The organism is Photobacterium sp. GJ3, assembly GCF_018199995.1.
Lineage (GTDB): Bacteria > Pseudomonadota > Gammaproteobacteria > Enterobacterales > Vibrionaceae > Photobacterium.
Map to the genome: position 1 here is coordinate 2,834,666 of NZ_CP073578.1, position 17,935 is coordinate 2,852,600.

Annotated in this window: 17 protein-coding genes; 8 read left to right on the forward strand and 9 right to left on the reverse strand. The window is 51.5% G+C overall.

All coding sequences use genetic code 11. The features are described from left to right. Nucleotides 1-68: 68 nt before the first annotated feature. Both KDD30_RS13085 and KDD30_RS13090 read right to left on the reverse strand, forming a co-directional pair. Nucleotides 69-764 carry an oxidative stress defense protein gene (locus tag KDD30_RS13085; RefSeq protein WP_211646245.1) on the reverse strand — a complete coding sequence of 232 codons (696 nt, stop codon included), beginning with the start codon at nucleotides 762-764 and terminating at the stop codon, nucleotides 69-71. 160 nt (nucleotides 765-924) lie between these two features. Then, nucleotides 925-1,821 (reverse strand): LysR family transcriptional regulator ArgP, encoded by an 897-nt coding sequence (locus tag KDD30_RS13090; RefSeq protein ID WP_211646246.1) that lies wholly within the window; start codon nucleotides 1,819-1,821, stop codon nucleotides 925-927. A gap of 128 nt (nucleotides 1,822-1,949) precedes the next feature. Here KDD30_RS13090 and KDD30_RS13095 point away from each other — a divergent pair, with 128 nt between their 5' ends. Beyond that, nucleotides 1,950-2,570, forward strand: coding sequence for a LysE/ArgO family amino acid transporter (locus tag KDD30_RS13095; RefSeq protein WP_211646247.1), 621 nt, complete (start codon nucleotides 1,950-1,952; stop codon nucleotides 2,568-2,570). 91 nt (nucleotides 2,571-2,661) lie between these two features. Here the strand turns inward: KDD30_RS13095 and mscS are convergent, their stop codons facing one another. From mscS to epd, 4 genes are all read right to left on the reverse strand, one after another. After that, nucleotides 2,662-3,546 carry a small-conductance mechanosensitive channel MscS gene (gene mscS, locus KDD30_RS13100; protein WP_211646248.1) on the reverse strand — a complete coding sequence of 295 codons (885 nt, stop codon included), beginning with the start codon at nucleotides 3,544-3,546 and terminating at the stop codon, nucleotides 2,662-2,664. Nucleotides 3,547-3,771: 225 nt separating this feature from the next. Next, the gene (gene fbaA / locus KDD30_RS13105) at nucleotides 3,772-4,848 is read right to left on the reverse strand and encodes a class II fructose-bisphosphate aldolase (RefSeq protein ID WP_211646249.1); all 1,077 of its coding nucleotides are present in this window, start codon (nucleotides 4,846-4,848) and stop codon (nucleotides 3,772-3,774) included. Nucleotides 4,849-4,973: 125 nt separating this feature from the next. Continuing rightward, a complete protein-coding gene (locus KDD30_RS13110) occupies nucleotides 4,974-6,137 on the reverse strand; it encodes a phosphoglycerate kinase (RefSeq protein WP_211646250.1) in 1,164 nt (387 codons plus the stop codon). Between the two features lie 45 nt (nucleotides 6,138-6,182). Then, nucleotides 6,183-7,259, reverse strand: a complete 1,077-nt coding sequence (gene epd / locus KDD30_RS13115; RefSeq protein ID WP_211646251.1) for an erythrose-4-phosphate dehydrogenase — start codon at nucleotides 7,257-7,259, stop codon at nucleotides 6,183-6,185. 648 nt (nucleotides 7,260-7,907) lie between these two features. Between epd and metK the strand changes: the two genes are divergently transcribed. The 3 genes from metK (at nucleotide 7,908) to KDD30_RS13130 (ending at nucleotide 10,762) form a co-directional block, all read left to right on the forward strand. After that, nucleotides 7,908-9,062 (forward strand): methionine adenosyltransferase, encoded by a 1,155-nt coding sequence (gene metK, locus KDD30_RS13120; RefSeq protein WP_211646252.1) that lies wholly within the window; start codon nucleotides 7,908-7,910, stop codon nucleotides 9,060-9,062. A gap of 381 nt (nucleotides 9,063-9,443) precedes the next feature. After that, a complete protein-coding gene (locus KDD30_RS13125) occupies nucleotides 9,444-9,926 on the forward strand; it encodes a SprT family zinc-dependent metalloprotease (RefSeq protein ID WP_211646253.1) in 483 nt (160 codons plus the stop codon). A 155-nt stretch (nucleotides 9,927-10,081) separates the two neighbouring features. Continuing rightward, nucleotides 10,082-10,762 carry an endonuclease gene (locus KDD30_RS13130; RefSeq protein ID WP_249199316.1) on the forward strand — a complete coding sequence of 227 codons (681 nt, stop codon included), beginning with the start codon at nucleotides 10,082-10,084 and terminating at the stop codon, nucleotides 10,760-10,762. A 58-nt stretch (nucleotides 10,763-10,820) separates the two neighbouring features. Here the strand turns inward: KDD30_RS13130 and KDD30_RS13135 are convergent, their stop codons facing one another. Beyond that, the gene (locus tag KDD30_RS13135; protein ID WP_211646255.1) at nucleotides 10,821-12,143 is read right to left on the reverse strand and encodes a hypothetical protein; all 1,323 of its coding nucleotides are present in this window, start codon (nucleotides 12,141-12,143) and stop codon (nucleotides 10,821-10,823) included. Between the two features lie 193 nt (nucleotides 12,144-12,336). On the opposite strand from KDD30_RS13135, the gene rsmE reads away from it, so the two are divergent. The 4 genes from rsmE (at nucleotide 12,337) to ruvX (ending at nucleotide 15,207) form a co-directional block, all read left to right on the forward strand. After that, nucleotides 12,337-13,068, forward strand: coding sequence for a 16S rRNA (uracil(1498)-N(3))-methyltransferase (rsmE, locus tag KDD30_RS13140; protein WP_211646256.1), 732 nt, complete (start codon nucleotides 12,337-12,339; stop codon nucleotides 13,066-13,068). A 15-nt stretch (nucleotides 13,069-13,083) separates the two neighbouring features. Then, nucleotides 13,084-14,034: a glutathione synthase gene (gene gshB / locus KDD30_RS13145; RefSeq protein WP_211646257.1), complete on the forward strand. Its 951-nt coding sequence runs from the start codon at nucleotides 13,084-13,086 to the stop codon at nucleotides 14,032-14,034. A 184-nt stretch (nucleotides 14,035-14,218) separates the two neighbouring features. After that, on the forward strand, nucleotides 14,219-14,782 hold the full coding sequence (locus tag KDD30_RS13150) for a YqgE/AlgH family protein (RefSeq protein WP_211646258.1): 564 nt from the start codon (nucleotides 14,219-14,221) through the stop codon (nucleotides 14,780-14,782). Next, the gene (gene ruvX / locus KDD30_RS13155; protein WP_211646259.1) at nucleotides 14,779-15,207 is read left to right on the forward strand and encodes a Holliday junction resolvase RuvX; all 429 of its coding nucleotides are present in this window, start codon (nucleotides 14,779-14,781) and stop codon (nucleotides 15,205-15,207) included. The genes KDD30_RS13150 and ruvX overlap by 4 nt, the downstream gene beginning before the upstream one ends. 121 nt (nucleotides 15,208-15,328) lie before the next feature. Here the strand turns inward: ruvX and KDD30_RS13160 are convergent, their stop codons facing one another. Further along, complete coding sequence (locus KDD30_RS13160) at nucleotides 15,329-16,639, reverse strand: YjiH family protein (RefSeq protein WP_211646260.1); 1,311 nt, start codon at nucleotides 16,637-16,639, stop codon at nucleotides 15,329-15,331. Between the two features lie 191 nt (nucleotides 16,640-16,830). Then, a complete protein-coding gene (locus KDD30_RS13165; RefSeq protein ID WP_211646261.1) occupies nucleotides 16,831-17,934 on the reverse strand; it encodes a PilT/PilU family type 4a pilus ATPase in 1,104 nt (367 codons plus the stop codon). Nucleotide 17,935: the final 1 nt, after the last annotated feature.

The following is a 17,935-nucleotide window of genomic DNA, read 5'->3' on the forward strand; positions in this document are numbered from 1 at the left end:
CGCCGCCGAATCAACCAAAAAGCTCACCGTCCGGTGAGCTTTTTATGGGTCTTTACTCAGGAAAAACATTATTTTTCAAGACGAAAAACCACTTCAACCCGATCTTGGAAGGTAATTTCCGCATCCTGATACGTCGCTTTGGTTTGAACGGCAGCATCCATCGCCATCCGTCCCATCACCGGACGAGGTGTTGAATCGTAATAGCGGATATTCCAGATCCCATCCAGTTCAGTTTGGAAGCCTTTGGCCAGAGATTTCGCTTTTTCCTGAGCATCCTGAATCGCAGCCTGACGCGCCTGCTCCTGATACTTGGCTTCATCAGTCACTTTCAGCTCAATGCGATGAATCCGGTTAATCCCGTCACCCAGTGCGTTGTCCAGATAGCTATTCAACTGGTCCAGATCCCGGACAGTCACTGTGACCTGACGGGTCGCCTGATAACCCACGAGCTCCGGCGAATTATCTTTGCTGTGATGATACTGCGGATGCAAATAGATGTTGGCGCTTTCAATATCAGCACGCTTGACGCCCTGTTTCTGCAGTCGGTCCATAAACGCAGTGACAGCCTTATCCGCGGCTTGTTTCGCTTCCTGTGCCGTCTTACGGGTTTCCTCGACCGCAACAGAGAAAGTTGCCATATCCGGTTGCGCCGTGACTTCACCGACACCAATGGTTTCCAGGCGTGGGAAACTGTCCTCAGCCATCGCCAGCGGGCTGGCCAGAACAACACTTGTGAAACAAGCAGCAAGCAAGGTTTTCTTCATAACATCATCCAAATCAGTTGATTCAATCAAGAGCCACAGACCATGTCTGTTTCTCTGTGTGCGGATTTTGACATCACATCAGAGAAATGTATCCCGGCCTGACAAAGATTTTGCACAATATTTTATTGATGAGGCGGCTATCAATAGCGAAAAATTCAGATTATTGCGGCAGTTTATTCCGGGCGTGATCGAGCAACTGTGCCGTCACCTCACTGAAGACGCCGCTTTCCAGCGCCCAGTGATGCCAGTAGATTCGCCGGGTCAGCATGATCCCAGGCGTCAGATTCACCAGCGCCCCACTCAAGAGTTCTTCTTCGATCTGAACCTTCGGGATCAGACAATAAGCCACGCCCTCTAATGCCAGTTTGACGAATGCTTCCGATGATCGCACCCGGTGGGTGAGCACACTGCCACGCGGCAGATTAAAATGCTGCTGAATGAAGACTTCGTGCATGTCGTCATACTGATCAAAAGCCACAGCCGGCGCGGCCAGCAAGCTGTCCCGATTGACGCCATCGGTAAAGTAAGTGGTTTGAAATTCAGGACTGGCCACACAGAGATAATCCATCCGCCCCAGATAGTCCGCGACACAGCCCGGCATCGGTGTCGCTTCCATGCTGATGGCACCGACAACTTCGCCACTGCGGAGTCTGTCCAGAGTACGGCTTTCATCTTCCAGCATCAGGTTGATTTCAATGCGACGCCGCTTCAGAAGCGGGCTGAGTGCAGGCAGCAGCCAAGTGGCCAGACTGTCGGCATTCGACGCGATCGACATCTGCAACGGCTGACTCTGTTCGCCGGGACGGATATCCGGCAAGAGCTCCTGCTCCAGTAAGCGAACCCGGCGATATAAGCCCAGTAGTTTTTGGCCTGCTGGGGTTGGCCGCGGTGGCTGCTCCCGGACGAGCAGCGGCTGTGCCATATGCTTTTCCAATTGCTTAATCCGCTGTGACACGGCAGATTGGGTGATACACAGCAATTCAGCTGCCCGCTCAAAGCCCCGCTGAGACACGACAGCGTCCAGCGCCTGTAACCAGCGGTAATCGAGTCCTTCCATGCGGCTCCCTCAATATTAGTAAGTCTAATAAATCATAAAAATTATTAGTTGTACTAAATCATAGCGAGGCCGTTAAGCTTTAGCCAGTTGAAACTCTCTCTGAACATTTTGATAAGGACACACCCCACATGAGTTTATGGCCGTTACTCCAAGGCTTTGGTCTTGGTGCCAGTATGATTATTCCGATTGGTGCCCAGAATGCTTATGTCCTGAACCAAGGCATCAAACGCCAGCATCACCTCACCACAGCGACGGTGTGCAGTGTGCTGGATATGTTGTTTATCAGTCTTGGTGTTTTTGGCGGCGGCGCCCTGCTGTCCAGCAACGAGACCGTGTTGATGGCAGTCACACTGGGTGGCATTGCCTTTCTGGTGTTTTACGGCAGCCTGTCGCTGAAAAGTGCCTTCAGTCCGGCATCTGAACAAGAACCCAGTGCACAGGTGCTGGCCCGCGGACGGCGAGCCGTCATTGCCGGTGCACTGGCGGTGACTGTGCTGAACCCACATCTGTATCTGGACACTGTGGTGATTCTGGGTTCAATTGGGGGTCAGTTTGAGGGGCAGGATCGCATTGCTTTTGCAGTCGGCACCATCCTCGCCTCCTTTACCTGGTTTTTCACCCTGTCGGTTGCCGCTGCCAAAATGGCGCCAACACTGTCCAAGCCCCGAGTGAAACGGGGGATTGATTTGGGTGTCGCCCTGATGATGTTCGTGATTGCGGCACATCTGGCAAAAGGATTACTGGCTTAAGCCCGTGATGCTCAGTTGACTCCAGCGCCTGATAACTCACGATCAAAACAATGGAGCCCTCGGCTCCATTGTTTGTCTCTCATCGGAAGAATCAGTCTTCGACTTTGTTGAGATGAACATCCATTTGTGGGAAAGGAATCTCAATCCCTTCTTTGTCCAGCTCTTCTTTGATTGCCTGCAGCAAATCAAAATAAACTGCCCAGTAGTCAGATGTTTTCACCCAGGGACGAACAACAAAGTTCACTGAAGAATCTGCCAGTGCAACCACACCAATAGTCGGTGCCGGATCTTTCAGCAAGCGTGGCTCAGCATCCACCACTCGCTTCAGCACTTCCTTGGTTTTTTTCAGATCAGATTTGTAAGAAACGCCAATCACATAATCAATCCGGCGGGTTTCATGGCGGGAATAGTTGGTGATCGGGCCACCAATCACCGCAGAGTTCGGAACTACAACCATTTTGTTGTCCGGTGTTTTCAGTACGGTCTGAAACACCTGAATCGACTCAACAGAACCCGCCACACCAGACACTTCAACATAGTCGCCTGATTTGAAAGGACGAAACGCAACAATCAACACACCGGCAGCGAAGTTTGACAGAGAACCTTGTAAGGCCAGGCCAATCGCCAGGCCGGCAGCACCGATCACTGCCACGACAGATGCTGTCTGAACGCCAACACGACTTAATGCTGCAATCAGCACAATCACAAACAGCAGATAACGCACCAGAGATTGCAGGAACTTCACAACCGCTTCATCCATCTGTTTGCGGCGCAGCATTTTGCCGAAACCACTGGATACGCCTTTCGCAACCAAGTTACCGATAAAAAGAATCAGCAGAGCTGAAATCAGATTCACCCCATACTGAATCAGCAAATCCTGATTATCCACAAGCCAGCTGCCCGCCTGCTTCACGCCATCGGCCAGCTCATTATTTGAAATGGTATCCACAACTTTATCTGTCACGCTTTCTGTCATAGCACTCTCTCTACTGTTGAATGATGCGGCAGCCAGGCACGCATCTGTATATCATTCAATCGACCGTCATAAAGCTAGCAACATTTGCTGAATTTGTCTCACATTATGAGACGTTTTGCTCAATTCACGTCGTCAAAGTTCCCTCTCAATCGCGAACCCATGAAGCCCTGGCAAAAAAAAGCCCGCATCATGCGGGCTTTCATTGTGACCATGCAGCAAATAAAATTACAGCGTGTCAACAGCGTTCAGATCAGAGAAGGCTTGCTCCAGGCGCTTCACCATAGAATCCTGACCTTTACGCAGCCATACGCGTGGGTCGTAGTATTTCTTGTTTGGTGCGTCTTCACCCGTTGGGTTACCGATCTGGCCCTGCAGATAACCTTCGTTCTCCAGGTAGTACTCACGGATCCCGTTCCAGGTTGCCCACTGAGTATCAGTATCGATGTTCATTTTGATCACACCGTAACCGATAGACTCACGGATTTCTTCCAGAGAAGAACCTGAACCGCCGTGGAAAACGAAGTTCAGCGCGTTTGGTGCAATGCCAAATTTCTCTGCACAGTATGCCTGAGAATCACGCAGGATGGTTGGTGTCAACACAACGTTACCTGGCTTGTACACACCGTGAACATTACCGAAAGATGCAGCAATAGTGAAACGATGGCTGATTGCGTTCAGCTTCTCGTATGCGTAAGCAACGTCTTCAGGCTGCGTGTACAGAGAAGACTGATCCAGATGAGAGTTGTCCACACCATCTTCTTCACCACCAGTACAGCCCAGTTCGATTTCCAGCGTCATGTTCATCTTGCTCATGCGCGCCAGATATTCTGAACAGATCGCGATGTTCTCTTCCAGAGACTCTTCAGACAGGTCAATCATGTGAGAAGAGAACAGTGGCTTACCGGTTTCAGCGAAGTGTTTTTCACCCGCATCCAGCAGACCGTCGATCCATGGCAGCAGTTTCTTCGCTGCATGGTCGGTGTGCAGAATCACTGGCACGCCATAAGTTTCAGCAACCGCGTGAACGTATTTTGCACCGGCGATCGCACCGATGATCTGGCACTGCTGGCCTTCCAGTTTCAGGCCTTTACCTGCGAAGAACCCAGCACCGCCGTTAGAAAACTGAACAACAACCGGCGCTTTCACTTTTGCAGCCGCTTCCAGTACAGCGTTGATAGAGTCAGTGTTAACCACGTTTACTGCTGGCAGGGCAAATTTGTTTTCTTTTGCCACTTCAAACACTTTCTGAACGTCATCGCCAGAAATCACACCAGGTTTTACGAAGTCGAAGATCTTAGACATAACAATAGTCCTATTAGCTTTGTTGTCTGGGTTTAAAGATAAACTCGTTTGCAAATCCATGTGGCCGGAAGCGCTCTGTTTGATGCGCAAGTTCGGCTACATGCCGCTTATTCATGGCGCAGGAATCAGGCTTTCGCGCGTTCTTCCAGCATAGCAACAGCGGGCAGTTTTTTACCTTCCACGAACTCCAGGAAAGCACCGCCACCTGTTGAAATGTAAGAAACTTTATCCTTGATACCGTACTTATCAATCGCTGCCAGCGTATCACCGCCACCTGCAATTGAGAAACCTGCTGATTCAGCAATGGCTTTCGCGACGACTTCCGTGCCTTGACCAAACTGCTCAATCTCGAACACACCGACAGGGCCGTTCCACAGGATAGTTTTTGCATCTTTGATGATACGAGCCAGCTCTGCTGCTGAATCCGGACCAATATCCAGAACCATGTCATCTTCTGCAATTTCATTTGCAGCTTTGATGGTCGCTTCCGCAGACTCAGAAAATTCTTTCGCGCACACCACATCGGTGGCCACAGGCACATCTGTTTGCGCCATCAGCGCTTTCGCCGTATCAACCAGATCGGCTTCATACAGAGACTTACCAACGCCGTGACCTTCCGCGGCGATGAAAGTGTTCGCGATACCGCCACCGACAACCACCTGATCAGCGATCTTCGCCAGAGATTCCAGTACAGTCAGCTTGGTCGAAACTTTCGAACCGCCCACAATCGCCACCATCGGGCGAGCTGGGTTATCCAGCGCTTTACCCAGTGCTTCCAGTTCTGCAGCCAGCAGCGGGCCAGCACAGGCAACCGGAGCAAACATCCCCACACCATGGGTCGACGCTTGAGCACGGTGCGCCGTACCGAATGCATCCATCACGAAGATGTCGCACAGTGCCGCATATTTCTTCGACAGCGATTCATCGTTCTTCTTCTCGCCCGCGTTGAAACGAACGTTTTCCAGAACCACCAGCTCGCCTGCATTCAGGTCCAGACCATTCAGATAGTCTTTGGCCAGTTTCACGTCGCAATCCAGTGCGCCCTGCAAATAATTCACAACAGGCTGCAGCGAAAATTCTTCTGCATATTCACCTTCGGTCGGACGACCCAGGTGAGAGGTCACCATGACCTTCGCGCCTGCCGCCAGGCAGTGCTGAATCGTTGGCAACGATGCCAAAATACGTGCATCAGAAGTTACTTTGCCTTCTTTTACCGGCACGTTCAGATCAGCACGGATCAGCACACGTTTACCGGCCAGATCCAGATCAGTCATCTTGATTACAGACATGGTTTGCCCTCTCAAATAGTCTTACTGTGTAAATAATAAATACTGTCAGCCCTGCGATTTCGCCTGGCTGGGAAATTCTGTCACATCACTGTGTTGCTGATTGACGACCGACATCGCCAGTGCCGTATCCAACATCCGGTTGGCAAATCCCCATTCGTTATCACACCAGATCAGCAGCTTGAGCAGATTCTGGTTGCTGACACGGGTTTGGGTGCCATCAACAATGGCGCTGTGGGGGTCATGATTGAAGTCAACAGAAACAAGTGGTGCTGTGGTGTAATCGACAATGTTGGTCAATGTACACCGTGCTGCCTCAGACAAAGCTTGATTTACATCATCAACCGAGACATTAGTTTTCACCGTGACACTCAAGTCCATTGCGGTGACGTTAATTGTAGGAACCCGGACAGAAATCGCCTCAAACTTGTCGGCAAATTTCGGGTAGATGCGACCGATTCCTAAATGTAATTTGGTATCCACCGGAATAATCGACTGACTGGCCGCTCGGGTGCGGCGCAGATCCGTATGATAAGCATCAATCACCTGCTGATCATTCATTGCTGAATGGATCGTTGTGATGGTCCCGGATTCAATGCCGAACGCATCATCAAGCACTTTAATCACAGGGACAATACAGTTGGTGGTACAGGATCCGTTGGACACGATCCGGTCTTGTGGTGACAGGCTTTGGTGGTTTACGCCGAAAATAATCGTGTTATCGACGTCGTTTGCAGCAGGATGGGAGAAGAGGACTTTCTGGGCACCAGCTCGAATATGAGCTTCGCCGTCAGCTCTGGAGCCAAAGACACCGGTGCAATCCAGCACAATATCTACGTCCAGATCACGCCAGGGCAAGAGCTCAATATCGCTCAGATGAAGGATGCGAATGGCGTCTTCGCCTTCATCACCGGCAATAAAAAGGTGCTCCTGATCATGTGTCACCTTACGGCCAAAGCGCCCATGGCTGGAATCATACTGAAGCAGATGCGCCATTGATTCCGGCTGAGCCAGTTCATTGACCGCCACGACTTTAATCTGGCGATGTTTGCCGCTTTCATATAAGGCCCGCAGAACACTGCGGCCAATACGGCCAAATCCATTAATTGCGACTCGTACTGTCATATCCATGCTACAAAAGTGAAAAGCCGCCCTAGTGTATACCATGCGTTAACGAGAATCATCTTAATTGTGACCCGCCTCACCCTCCAGAATGATTATCTGTGAACTTGCCACAAAACCAGTAAATACGCCCACTCCAAGCGGATTACCCCTGATATCAACAGCCTGTTTTGAGCGGATATAGAATGATCAGGGCGACAATCTGTGCCATTTTTTTCAACCTTCGAAATAATTTTTCCGCAACTGAACCATAACAATTGCATTTCATCCGCTGAAACCACAGGTTCAGGCAATGGCAAAATCCCAGTTGACACACTCAAGCAAGACGCCTGTCTTTTGTCTTTCACTCAGTTTCATCAGAACTTCGGAGAAGGCCCTCGAGAAAAATGAGGCCCAAAGACAGCCTTAAAGACCACAATCAAAAGAAAACTAAGCATAAAGCACCAGATAGAAGATGAATTACCAGATTCATTGAAACATTGAGGTTATCCATATCTAATTTCCAGTTAAGGTTGATTTTGATCCCATACAAGTTATTATAGCCATCTAGACGGAGGTAGCTCTATACATACAGACTGGTAAATATTCGACCAGACTGACTAACTTTCCACCTCCAACCTCTTTCAGTTTTTTCAGATAGTGAGAATACTCATGGCGAAACACCTGTTTACTTCTGAGTCGGTATCGGAAGGCCATCCAGATAAAATTGCAGACCAGATCTCAGATGCAGTCCTGGATGCGATCTTAGAACAAGACCCAAAAGCACGTGTTGCGTGTGAGACTTACGTTAAAACCGGTATGGTGATGGTCGGTGGTGAAATCACGACCACTGCCTGGGTTGATATTGAAGAGCTGACGCGTCAGACCGTTCGTGAAATTGGTTACACCCATTCAGACATGGGCTTTGATGCTAACTCTTGTGCCGTTCTGAGTGCCATTGGTAAACAGTCTCCGGACATCAACCAGGGTGTTGACCGTGCAGATCCGAAAGATCTGGGTGCCGGCGATCAGGGCATCATGTTCGGTTATGCCACCAACGAAACTGACGTGCTGATGCCAGCACCAATCACCTACGCACACCGTCTGGTTGAGCGTCAGGCCAAAGTTCGTAAAAACGGTACACTACCTTGGCTGCGTCCGGATGCAAAAAGCCAGGTGACCTTCGCTTATGACAACGGCAAGATTATTGGCGTTGACGCAGTCGTTCTGTCGACTCAGCATTGCGACAGCATCGAACTGCCTGTTCTGCAAGAAGCGGTCATGGAAGAAATCATCAAACCCGTACTGCCTTCTGAGTGGCTGACACAAGACACCAAGTACTTCATCAACCCAACCGGCCGTTTCGTGATCGGCGGTCCAATGGGTGACTGTGGTCTGACTGGCCGTAAAATTATCGTCGATACCTACGGCGGTGCCGCACGTCACGGCGGTGGTGCATTCTCAGGTAAAGATCCATCCAAAGTTGACCGCAGTGCAGCCTACGCAGCCCGTTATGTTGCGAAAAACATTGTTGCGGCTGGTCTGGCTGACCGCTGTGAGATTCAGCTGTCTTACGCCATTGGTATTGCAGAGCCAACGTCAATCATGGTTGAAACTTTCGGCACCGAGAAAGTCTCTCACGATCTGATTGTTGAAGCGGTTCGTCATCATTTCGACCTGCGTCCATACGGCTTGATCGAGATGCTGGATCTGCTGCAGCCTATCTACAAGAAAACTGCAGCTTACGGCCACTTCGGTCGTGAAGAGTTCCCATGGGAAAAAACCGACAAAGCTGATCTGCTGCGCGATTACGCAAACATCAAGTAATCTCAGTCTGGCTGTGATTCTTACTCGTGAAAAAGGAAGCTTCGGCTTCCTTTTTCATTACTTTTCTTCCTGTCTCATCGCTTCCTGTACACCTCTTTTAGCTTCTGGTCACCCATAGACCTAAAGCTGCCTAAGCTGAACTGCCGCAAAGAAGAAACTGATAACTATCTGAAATATAGAAAGTTGATAAGCTTTTTACCACCCGTATTCCCATTGCTCTGTAAGCTGATCACATCCTGATGTACAGCTTTCAGAGGTTTTGACCACCGATGATCCAAAAGCTCCCCACGCTATACAAACACACTGCCAGCACACCGCGGGTAGAAAAACGAAAGCAGACCTTTCATACTGTACGCCCTGTTGGTTCACCCTCATCTTGCTATGGACTCACTTCAACACACCATCATTGCGCGGACGCTCAACTGCCTTCGTCAGGCCGAACAAAAACTGGGGAAGCGTTTTTCAGACCCGGTCATTCGCTTTAATCAGCGCGGCAAAATTGCGGGCAGTGCCCGATTACAAAGCTGGGAAATTCGCTATAACCCGGTACTGCTGGCCGAAAATCCCCAGGCATTTCTGGATGAAGTGGTTCCCCATGAACTGGCCCATCTGCTGACCTTTGCCTGCTATGGCAGAGTAAAACCGCACGGGCCTGAATGGCAGCGAATGATGTCTGAGGTGATGGGCGTTTCCCCGCGAACCACCCACAGTTTTGATATTGCCTCCGTGCGCGGGCAAACGTTCCGCTATCAGTGCCAATGCCGGGAACACCAGCTCACCATTCGGCGGCATCACAAAGTGATGCGACAGCAAGCCATTTATCATTGCACCCAGTGCCACCAGCCCTTAACCCAAAAAACGTGAATAATGCCGACAAAATAATCATAATTTGATGTTTTACACAGACATAACGTGAAGCACTTCTAAAAAAATCCGGTACTGATACCATCGTTACTCTCCTATCAGTCATCGGATATACCATGTTCACCACTTTCAAATGGGGGCTGACCGGCGCCCTGATGAGCGTCAGCCTGTTACCCAACCTTGCCTACGCCAACCCGCCCGAGTCCTTTTCCAAAGCAAAAAAGTTACTGGTGAAAATTTACCAGGATCACAATGAGAGCTTTTACTGTGGCTGCCGGATAGACTGGCACGGAAAGAAAGGCGTTCCGGATTTAAACAGCTGTGGTTATCAGGTACGGAAGCAGGAAAAACGTGCCAGCCGGATCGAGTGGGAACACGTGGTGCCAGCCTGGCAGTTTGGTCACCAGCTACAATGCTGGCAGGATGGCGGACGCAAGAACTGCCGCAAAGACCCGACGTTCAACCGTATGGAAGCGGATATGCATAACCTGACCCCAGCCATTGGCGAGGTGAATGGGGATCGCTCGAACTACCAGTTTTTGCCCTGGCGAGAAAGCGACGGTGCTTTCTACGGTCAGTGCGAAATGAAAGTGGATTTCAAAAACCGCCGCGTTGACCCGCCGCAGCGCGCCCGTGGCGCCATTGCCCGCACCTACCTTTACATGGAACAGGAATACCGGTTCCGTCTGGCAAAAAGTCAGCGTCAACTGATGCAGGCCTGGGACAAAACCTATCCGGTGAGTCCATGGGAGTGTGAACGGGACCGACGGATCGCGAAAATTCAGAATCAGCACAATGACTTTGTGCTGAAATCTTGTCAGAAAGCTGGACTGTGATCCCTGTCTGCGAATAGAAGAAGAAACAACGGCTGAGCCTGACTCAGCCGTATTCTGTTTAGTGGCGCAGCATCTCTTCAAGATACCGCTTGCTGTGATCCTGCACCGGCACCGGGGCCACCTGCTCAAAGCGCTGGAACCGAGCGGACATCACGGCAGTCCGGGCCTGACACCAGCCGTATCCATAAGGTAGTTCTACCGGGATACTCTCTTGAATAACCGTAAATTCAGCCGTCAGATCCTGCTGTAAGATTGCCTCTGCAACCTGTCTGGCCCGCGGTACTACATCGGCCTGTGCCAGCCGGTTTCGCTGCCCCCAGCCAATGATCAGATCATCACAGCTGTACTCTGCAACGGTCGGTGAGGAGGTAAACGCAACATCCGAGACCACCTCATATTCACGCCACATCATGTAGGCTTCAAACAGCATCGCGACATCTTCAGCGCTGGTGTAATAACCGTAAAAGTCGGCCGCACCATCAAATTCGAAGCTTGCACCAGCTTGCTCCGGTGACATCGTCTTGGTGACAGCAGCCCCGCCAAAATAGCTGTCTGCCATCAATTTCAGGTCACTGGACTTTAACGCATATGTCGACTTGAGTGAGTTTTGTACCCAGTCACTCTCAAGCCTCGCGATGTTTTCTTCTACAGAGCGGGAAGCATCCAAAAACTGAACCTGATCAGGCGGCAGAAAATCATTGGCATGCGCCAATTCATGAGCCAATAATCGGAATAGCCCCGGCGCGATTTCTGACTGGGTACGCCAATTGTTGTAATCGGGATCAAACTGGTTGCTGTAGGTCACATAATCCCCGTTCGGATGTACATAACGCTGCAGCGCGAGAAATGAAAGTGCGTCGGCAAAACCGGAACGATAATCGTCCTGCTGATAGATATCGTTCCATTCCTGCTCATTGCGCCACAGATATCTGGGATCAATATAGATCCCGGCTGTATAGCGATGGTAAAAAGACGGACGGACATCCAGGCTCAGCACAATCACATTCAACGGCTTGAACAGATTCAGCGCATCCTGCGGCAAATCCCGGACCACAGCCATAAAGCTGTCCCCCATCCAGGCATGCGATACCATCAGCCTTCGGGCAATATCATCCGGGGTCAAATCGCCCTGAATGTCATATCCCATAGGCGCGATATCTTGAAGATGGCAAGATTGATTCGTTTTATAGATGACGGCACAGTCTTTGGCCGTCTGCGCAAACGGACTGGTTTTCACGTAGGGTTGCAGGTTTGCCAGTAAGGGATCACCATCCCTGTTCAGGCGCTTATCCCCAGACTTACCACTATCGCCGCCACATCCCGACATCAGCACGGCTGCGATCAGCACCGCGCACGTCGATATTCCTTTGTTTTTTATCATGATAACCCTAAATCCTTTTTCTGGTGTGCCCAACTCTACACCACGAGACGTACTGTGGCAGATGCTTTTTGATCCGGCTGTCACGTAATTCAACAACACTCAATGTCCCGACTGAAAACGCATTATTCGTTACATGCCCATCAAGCTTGATATACTGGCGCCAAGAATTATCTTCACGGTCAACCAGTGTATTATGAGAGTGCCACGTATTTTCCATCCTGAGCCGCTGCCTGCAAGCGGAAAAGTGACATTAAGTGATGATGCCGCCAATCATGTCGGCCGTGTCATGCGTATGCAAGCCGGACAGGAAGTCCTGCTGTTTGACGGCAGCAATGCAGAATTTCCGGCAATCATTTCTGAAGCAGGCAAAAAACGGGTCGACGTCGAGATCACCGCACGCCACGAACGCAGTATCGAATCGCCGTTGGATTTACATCTGGGTCAGGTCATCTCCCGTGGCGAAAAGATGGAATTCACCATTCAGAAGTCTGTTGAGCTGGGCGTGAACAGTATTACGCCGCTGATCTCTGAACGTTGTGGCGTAAAGCTGACTCAGGAACGTTTTGATAAAAAAATGGCCCAATGGCAGAAAATCGCCATCAGTGCCTGCGAACAATGCGGCCGCAATGTCGTGCCGGAAATCCGCCCGGTAATGAAACTGGAAGACTGGTGTGGTGAAGAATTTGACGGTCTGAAGTTGAATTTGCACCCAAGAGCCCAATATTCCATTAATACCCTGCCCGCACCCGTTTCCCGCGTCCGTTTGCTGATTGGCCCGGAAGGCGGCCTGTCGGCGCAGGAAATCAGCATGACCGAAACATTCAATTTCTGTGAGATCCTACTCGGTCCCCGGGTGCTCAGAACAGAAACCGCCGCAATGACGGCAATGACAGCGCTACAGGTCCGCTTTGGCGATCTTGGCTAACCAAGGAGAAATGACATGATCAAATTGGGTATTGTGATGGATCCCATCCAGTCCATTACCATCAAGAAGGACTCCAGCTTTGCGATGATGCTTGAAGCACAACGTCGTGGCTGGGAAATCCACTACATGGAAATGGCTGATCTGTCTCTTGAGCAAGGCAAAGCGATCGCCCGCACCCGTATCGTCAAACTGAAAGAAGATCCGACCGACTGGTACAGCTTCCACGGCGAGCAGGAAATTGAACTGTGCGAGCTGGACGCCGTACTGATGCGTAAAGATCCGCCGTTTGATACTGAATACATCTACGCGACCTATATTCTGGAACGCGCAGAGGAACAGGGCACACTCATCGTCAACAAGCCGCAGAGCCTGCGTGACTGTAATGAAAAACTCTATACCGCCTGGTTCCCGGAACTGACACCAACCACGATTGTGACCCGCCGCGCTGACAAAATTCGTGCTTTTCAGCAGGAACACGGCGACATCATCCTGAAACCATTGGATGGCATGGGCGGCTCGTCTATTTTCCGCGTGAAAGCTGGCGATCCGAACCTGTCGGTAATCATTGAAACCCTGACCAACCACGGCCAGTACTACTGTATGGCGCAAACCTTCGTACCGGACATCAGCAACGGCGACAAGCGCATTCTGGTGGTCGACGGGGAGCCAATGCCTTACTGTCTGGCCCGGATTCCGGCCAAAGGGGAAACCCGCGGCAATCTGGCGGCTGGTGGCCGGGGTGAACCTCGACCGCTGAGCGAGACGGACCGTAAGATCGCCGAAGCCGTGGCCCCCTCGCTGAAAGAAAAAGGCTTAATTTTTGTCGGACTGGATGTGATTGGCGACAAACTGACTGAAATCAACGTCACCAGTCCAACCTGTATCCGTGAGATTGAAGCGGCGTATGATATTTCGATTACCGGCAAGCTGATGGACGCCATTGAACGCCGTCTGCAAAAAGCTTAATCCGTTATCGGAACCGTTACCGGAACCGTTATCGGAACCGGAACACGGGTGAGAGTGTGCTGTCCAAATCATAAGACCTGAGATTGAGGTTGAGCGGGCGGCACCTCTGCCGGAACAGACAGACCAATTCAGCCGAATCCTTCTCATACTGTAATCAAGAGCGCTTGTATTAAAGGACTGAATAATGAACCTCACCAATCATTTTCTGGTGGCCATGCCCAGTCTGCAGGATCCGCACTTCAAACGAAGTGTCGTCTATGTGTGTGAGCACAACGACGAGGGTGCGATGGGAATCGTCATCAATTTACCCATTGATGTCTCAGTCGGCAGCATGCTGGATCAAATTGAAGTCGAGCGCGATCTCCCGCTGGCTCATCCGGACAGCCTGAAAAAGCCGGTGATGCTTGGGGGACCGGTGGCCGGAGACAGAGGCTTTATCCTGCACAACAGTAAAGCCAGCTACAGTTCCAGCCTGAATGTGACCGACGACATCCAAATGACGACCTCCAAAGACATTCTGCCCCTGCTGGGCACCAAAGATGAACCCAGCAAATATCTGGTTGCGCTGGGCTATGCCGGCTGGACAGCCGGACAACTGGAGCAGGAACTGGCGGAAAACAGCTGGCTGACCATGGAAGCGGACCCGGTCGTGGTGTTCGAAACGCCAATCAGTGAGCGCTGGGATAAAGCGGTGGCCAAGCTGGGCATCCATTCTGCAAATTTATCGAGCGAAGTAGGACATTCATGAGCGCATCACGCACTGTACTTGCCTTCGATTATGGCACCAAAAGCATCGGCGCGGCTATCGGACAGGAACTGACAGGCACCGCCAGCCCGCTGGCAGCCCTGAAAGCCAACGATGGTGTGCCGAACTGGGACACCATCGAGGCCTTGCTGAAAGAATGGCAACCGGATCTGGTGGTCGTGGGTCTGCCAATGGATGTTTACGGAAAAGAACTGGAAAGCATCACACCGCGTGCCCGAAAATTTGCCAATCGGCTGCACGGACGCTTTGGCTGTCAGGTGGAACTGCATGATGAACGCCTCAGCACAGTAGAAGCCCGTTCGGATCTCTTTGCACGGGGCGGCTACCGCTCACTCAGCAAAGGCAATGTGGATTCTCAGTCTGCTGTCGTGATTTTAGAAAGCTGGTTCGAGCAGCAATACGGCTAGTTCAGCTTTACAGGCTTTTGGATCATAGGTGACCCAAAGCCTGAAACGCTGTACAGAGCCTTTGACGATTCAAGCCCCGCGCATTGATGCCGGGGCTTTTTCTTCACCTGCAATTCGGGATTTACCCTGCAACCAACATCGCAAACGGCACCGCCAACAGCAGACTCAGCGCGGTCCGGATAAACCAGACGACAACCAGGCGGCCAATACTCAGCGGAATGGACGTCGACAGGATGCAAGGAATGGAAGCCGAGAAAAACAGTACGCTCGACACGCAAATCACCCCGGCCGCCATTCTGACCACGAACTCAGCGTCACGCAGCAGCAGTGCCGGGAGGAACATTTCAGCCAGTCCGGACGCCGACGCCTGCGCGAGTTCCTTCGCGCCCTCAATGCCCCAGATCGCAGTAAACGGATAAAACAGATAGCCTAACCACTCAAATACCGGCGTATATTTGGCCACCAGCAGGCCAATCAGGCCCACCGACATAATCGACGGCAGAATCGCAATCGTCATCAGCAACCCGTCTTTGATGGTCGACAAGACATTACTACCCAGCGAAGGCGCCTGACGCGCAACATCCATGCCCGTCTGATACGCCGTGTGTAAACGACCGTCACTGCCCGCTTCCGGCTCAGGATCGCTAACCGACTCATCCATCCCGCGCAGTGGCGGCAAATGTACGGTGATCGCCGTGACGATGAAGGTGATCGCCAGCGTTCCCCAGAAATACAGATTCCAGACCGGCATCAGATCCAGCGTCTTGGCCACAATGATCATGAAAGTCGCAGATACCGTCGAAAAGCCGGTTGCGATAATCGCGGCTTCTTTCGCAGAATACTGACCTGATTTGTATACTCTATTGGTGATCAATAGCCCAAGTGAATAGCTCCCGACAAAGGAAGCCACGGCATCAATGGCCGAGCGTCCGGGTGTCCGCCAGATTGGCCGCATGACGGGCTGAACCAGAATTCCAATCAGCTCCAGCAGGCCGTAACTGACCAGAAAGGACAGGAACACCGCACCAATCGGAACAATCAGTCCGACCGAAATCACCAGCTTCTCAAACAGAAACGGCAACATGTCTTTGGTGTGCAGCAGTTCCGGACCTGTCCCCGTTACCGCCATCACCGCCGCTGCGGCACCCAGTATTTTGAGCACGGAAAAAACTTTGTCGGTCAGGCTCTGAGACCATTGGCCCGAAATAAACGGATAAGCGGCACCGGCCACGATCATGGCCAACGCATACCAGGCCACGCCATCACCCAGCCAAACCTTGACCTGACTGACCAGATGATCCAACGGGATCGTCGATTTACCGGCGATCGTAATGGGTATAAAAAAGAAAAAGATCCCGATTGCACTCAGAATCAGCAGACGAAATCTCGCCAGCGCATCCGATGCGCCGACCCCAGCTTGTGATTGATCCATCTTTGTCGCTCCCTCTACACTTCTTATATTTGTATATACATATAAGAGGTGAACAGTCTGAGCACAAGTTGGTTATTTTAAAACCACCGGACCGATCACAGAGATTTAACACATCCGTAACGAAAAGCAGATTGTACAGCGACCACCGCAATCGGATCATGGGTGGTCCAAAGCACTTTTCATTGCCTGTATCAGTCTGAGCGGATCGTGACCCCATCCAATCCACCACTGCCGGAAAACGGCCTGTCCATTTTCATCATTAGCCGGAGGTCGTTGGCCGAGTCGGCATGTGCCAGAGCGTCGAGTTCCGTGATTTTTCCGGTCTGAACCAGCGCGAATAAAGACTGATCAAACGTCATCATACCGTGTTCACGGCCTTTGCTCATGACTGCTTTCAGAGCGTGCAATTCACCACGGCGAATCAAGTCAGAGACTCTGGGGGTGTTCAGCAGGAGTTCGAACGCCGCATGTCGCCCTGCACCGTTTGCATCAGGTATTAATTGCTGCGCCAGAATCCCTTTCAGGTTCAGCGATAAATCAAACAGCAGCTGTTCCCGGCGTTCTTTCGGGACTAGATGCAGAATCCGCTCCAGTGCCTGATTGGCATTGTTGGCATGCAGCGTCGCCATACACAGGTGGCCGGTTTCTGCAAAATTCAGCGCGTATTCCATGGTTTCCTGATTGCGGATCTCCCCAATCAGAATCATATCCGGCGCCTGACGCAGGGAGTTTTTCAGCGCGATAGCATAACTTGCCGTGTCCAGCCCGACTTCACGCTGAGTGACAATGCACCGGTCGTGCTGATGGAGAAACTCAATCGGATCTTCGACCGTCAGAATATGCCCGCTCGAATGATGATTGCGATAGCCCGTCAGGGCTGCCATGGAGGTCGATTTTCCGGATCCGGTCGCTCCCACCACCAAAAGCAAACCGCGCTTCGCAATGGCCAGATCTTTCAAGGGTTCCGGCAATGTCAGGGCATCCACATCCGGGATCTGATGTTCAATCCGCCGGATCACCATGCCGGGTTGTTCCCGCTGCCAGAACGCACTGATCCGAAACCGGCGCGCGTCCTTCACCAGCGCAAAGTTGGCCTCTTTGTGTGTGACAAAGTCCTGCCACTGCGCGTCAGTCATCGCCTGCCGACACAGTTGCGTCATCATTGCCGGTGTCAGAACTTCCCCGCAGGCATACAGCTCGCCATTGACTTTGAGCTGACCAGACGCCGCCACGGTCAGATAAAGATCAGAAGCCTGCCGGGCGACCATCTCCGCCAGCAGCTTGTCTAACGTCATA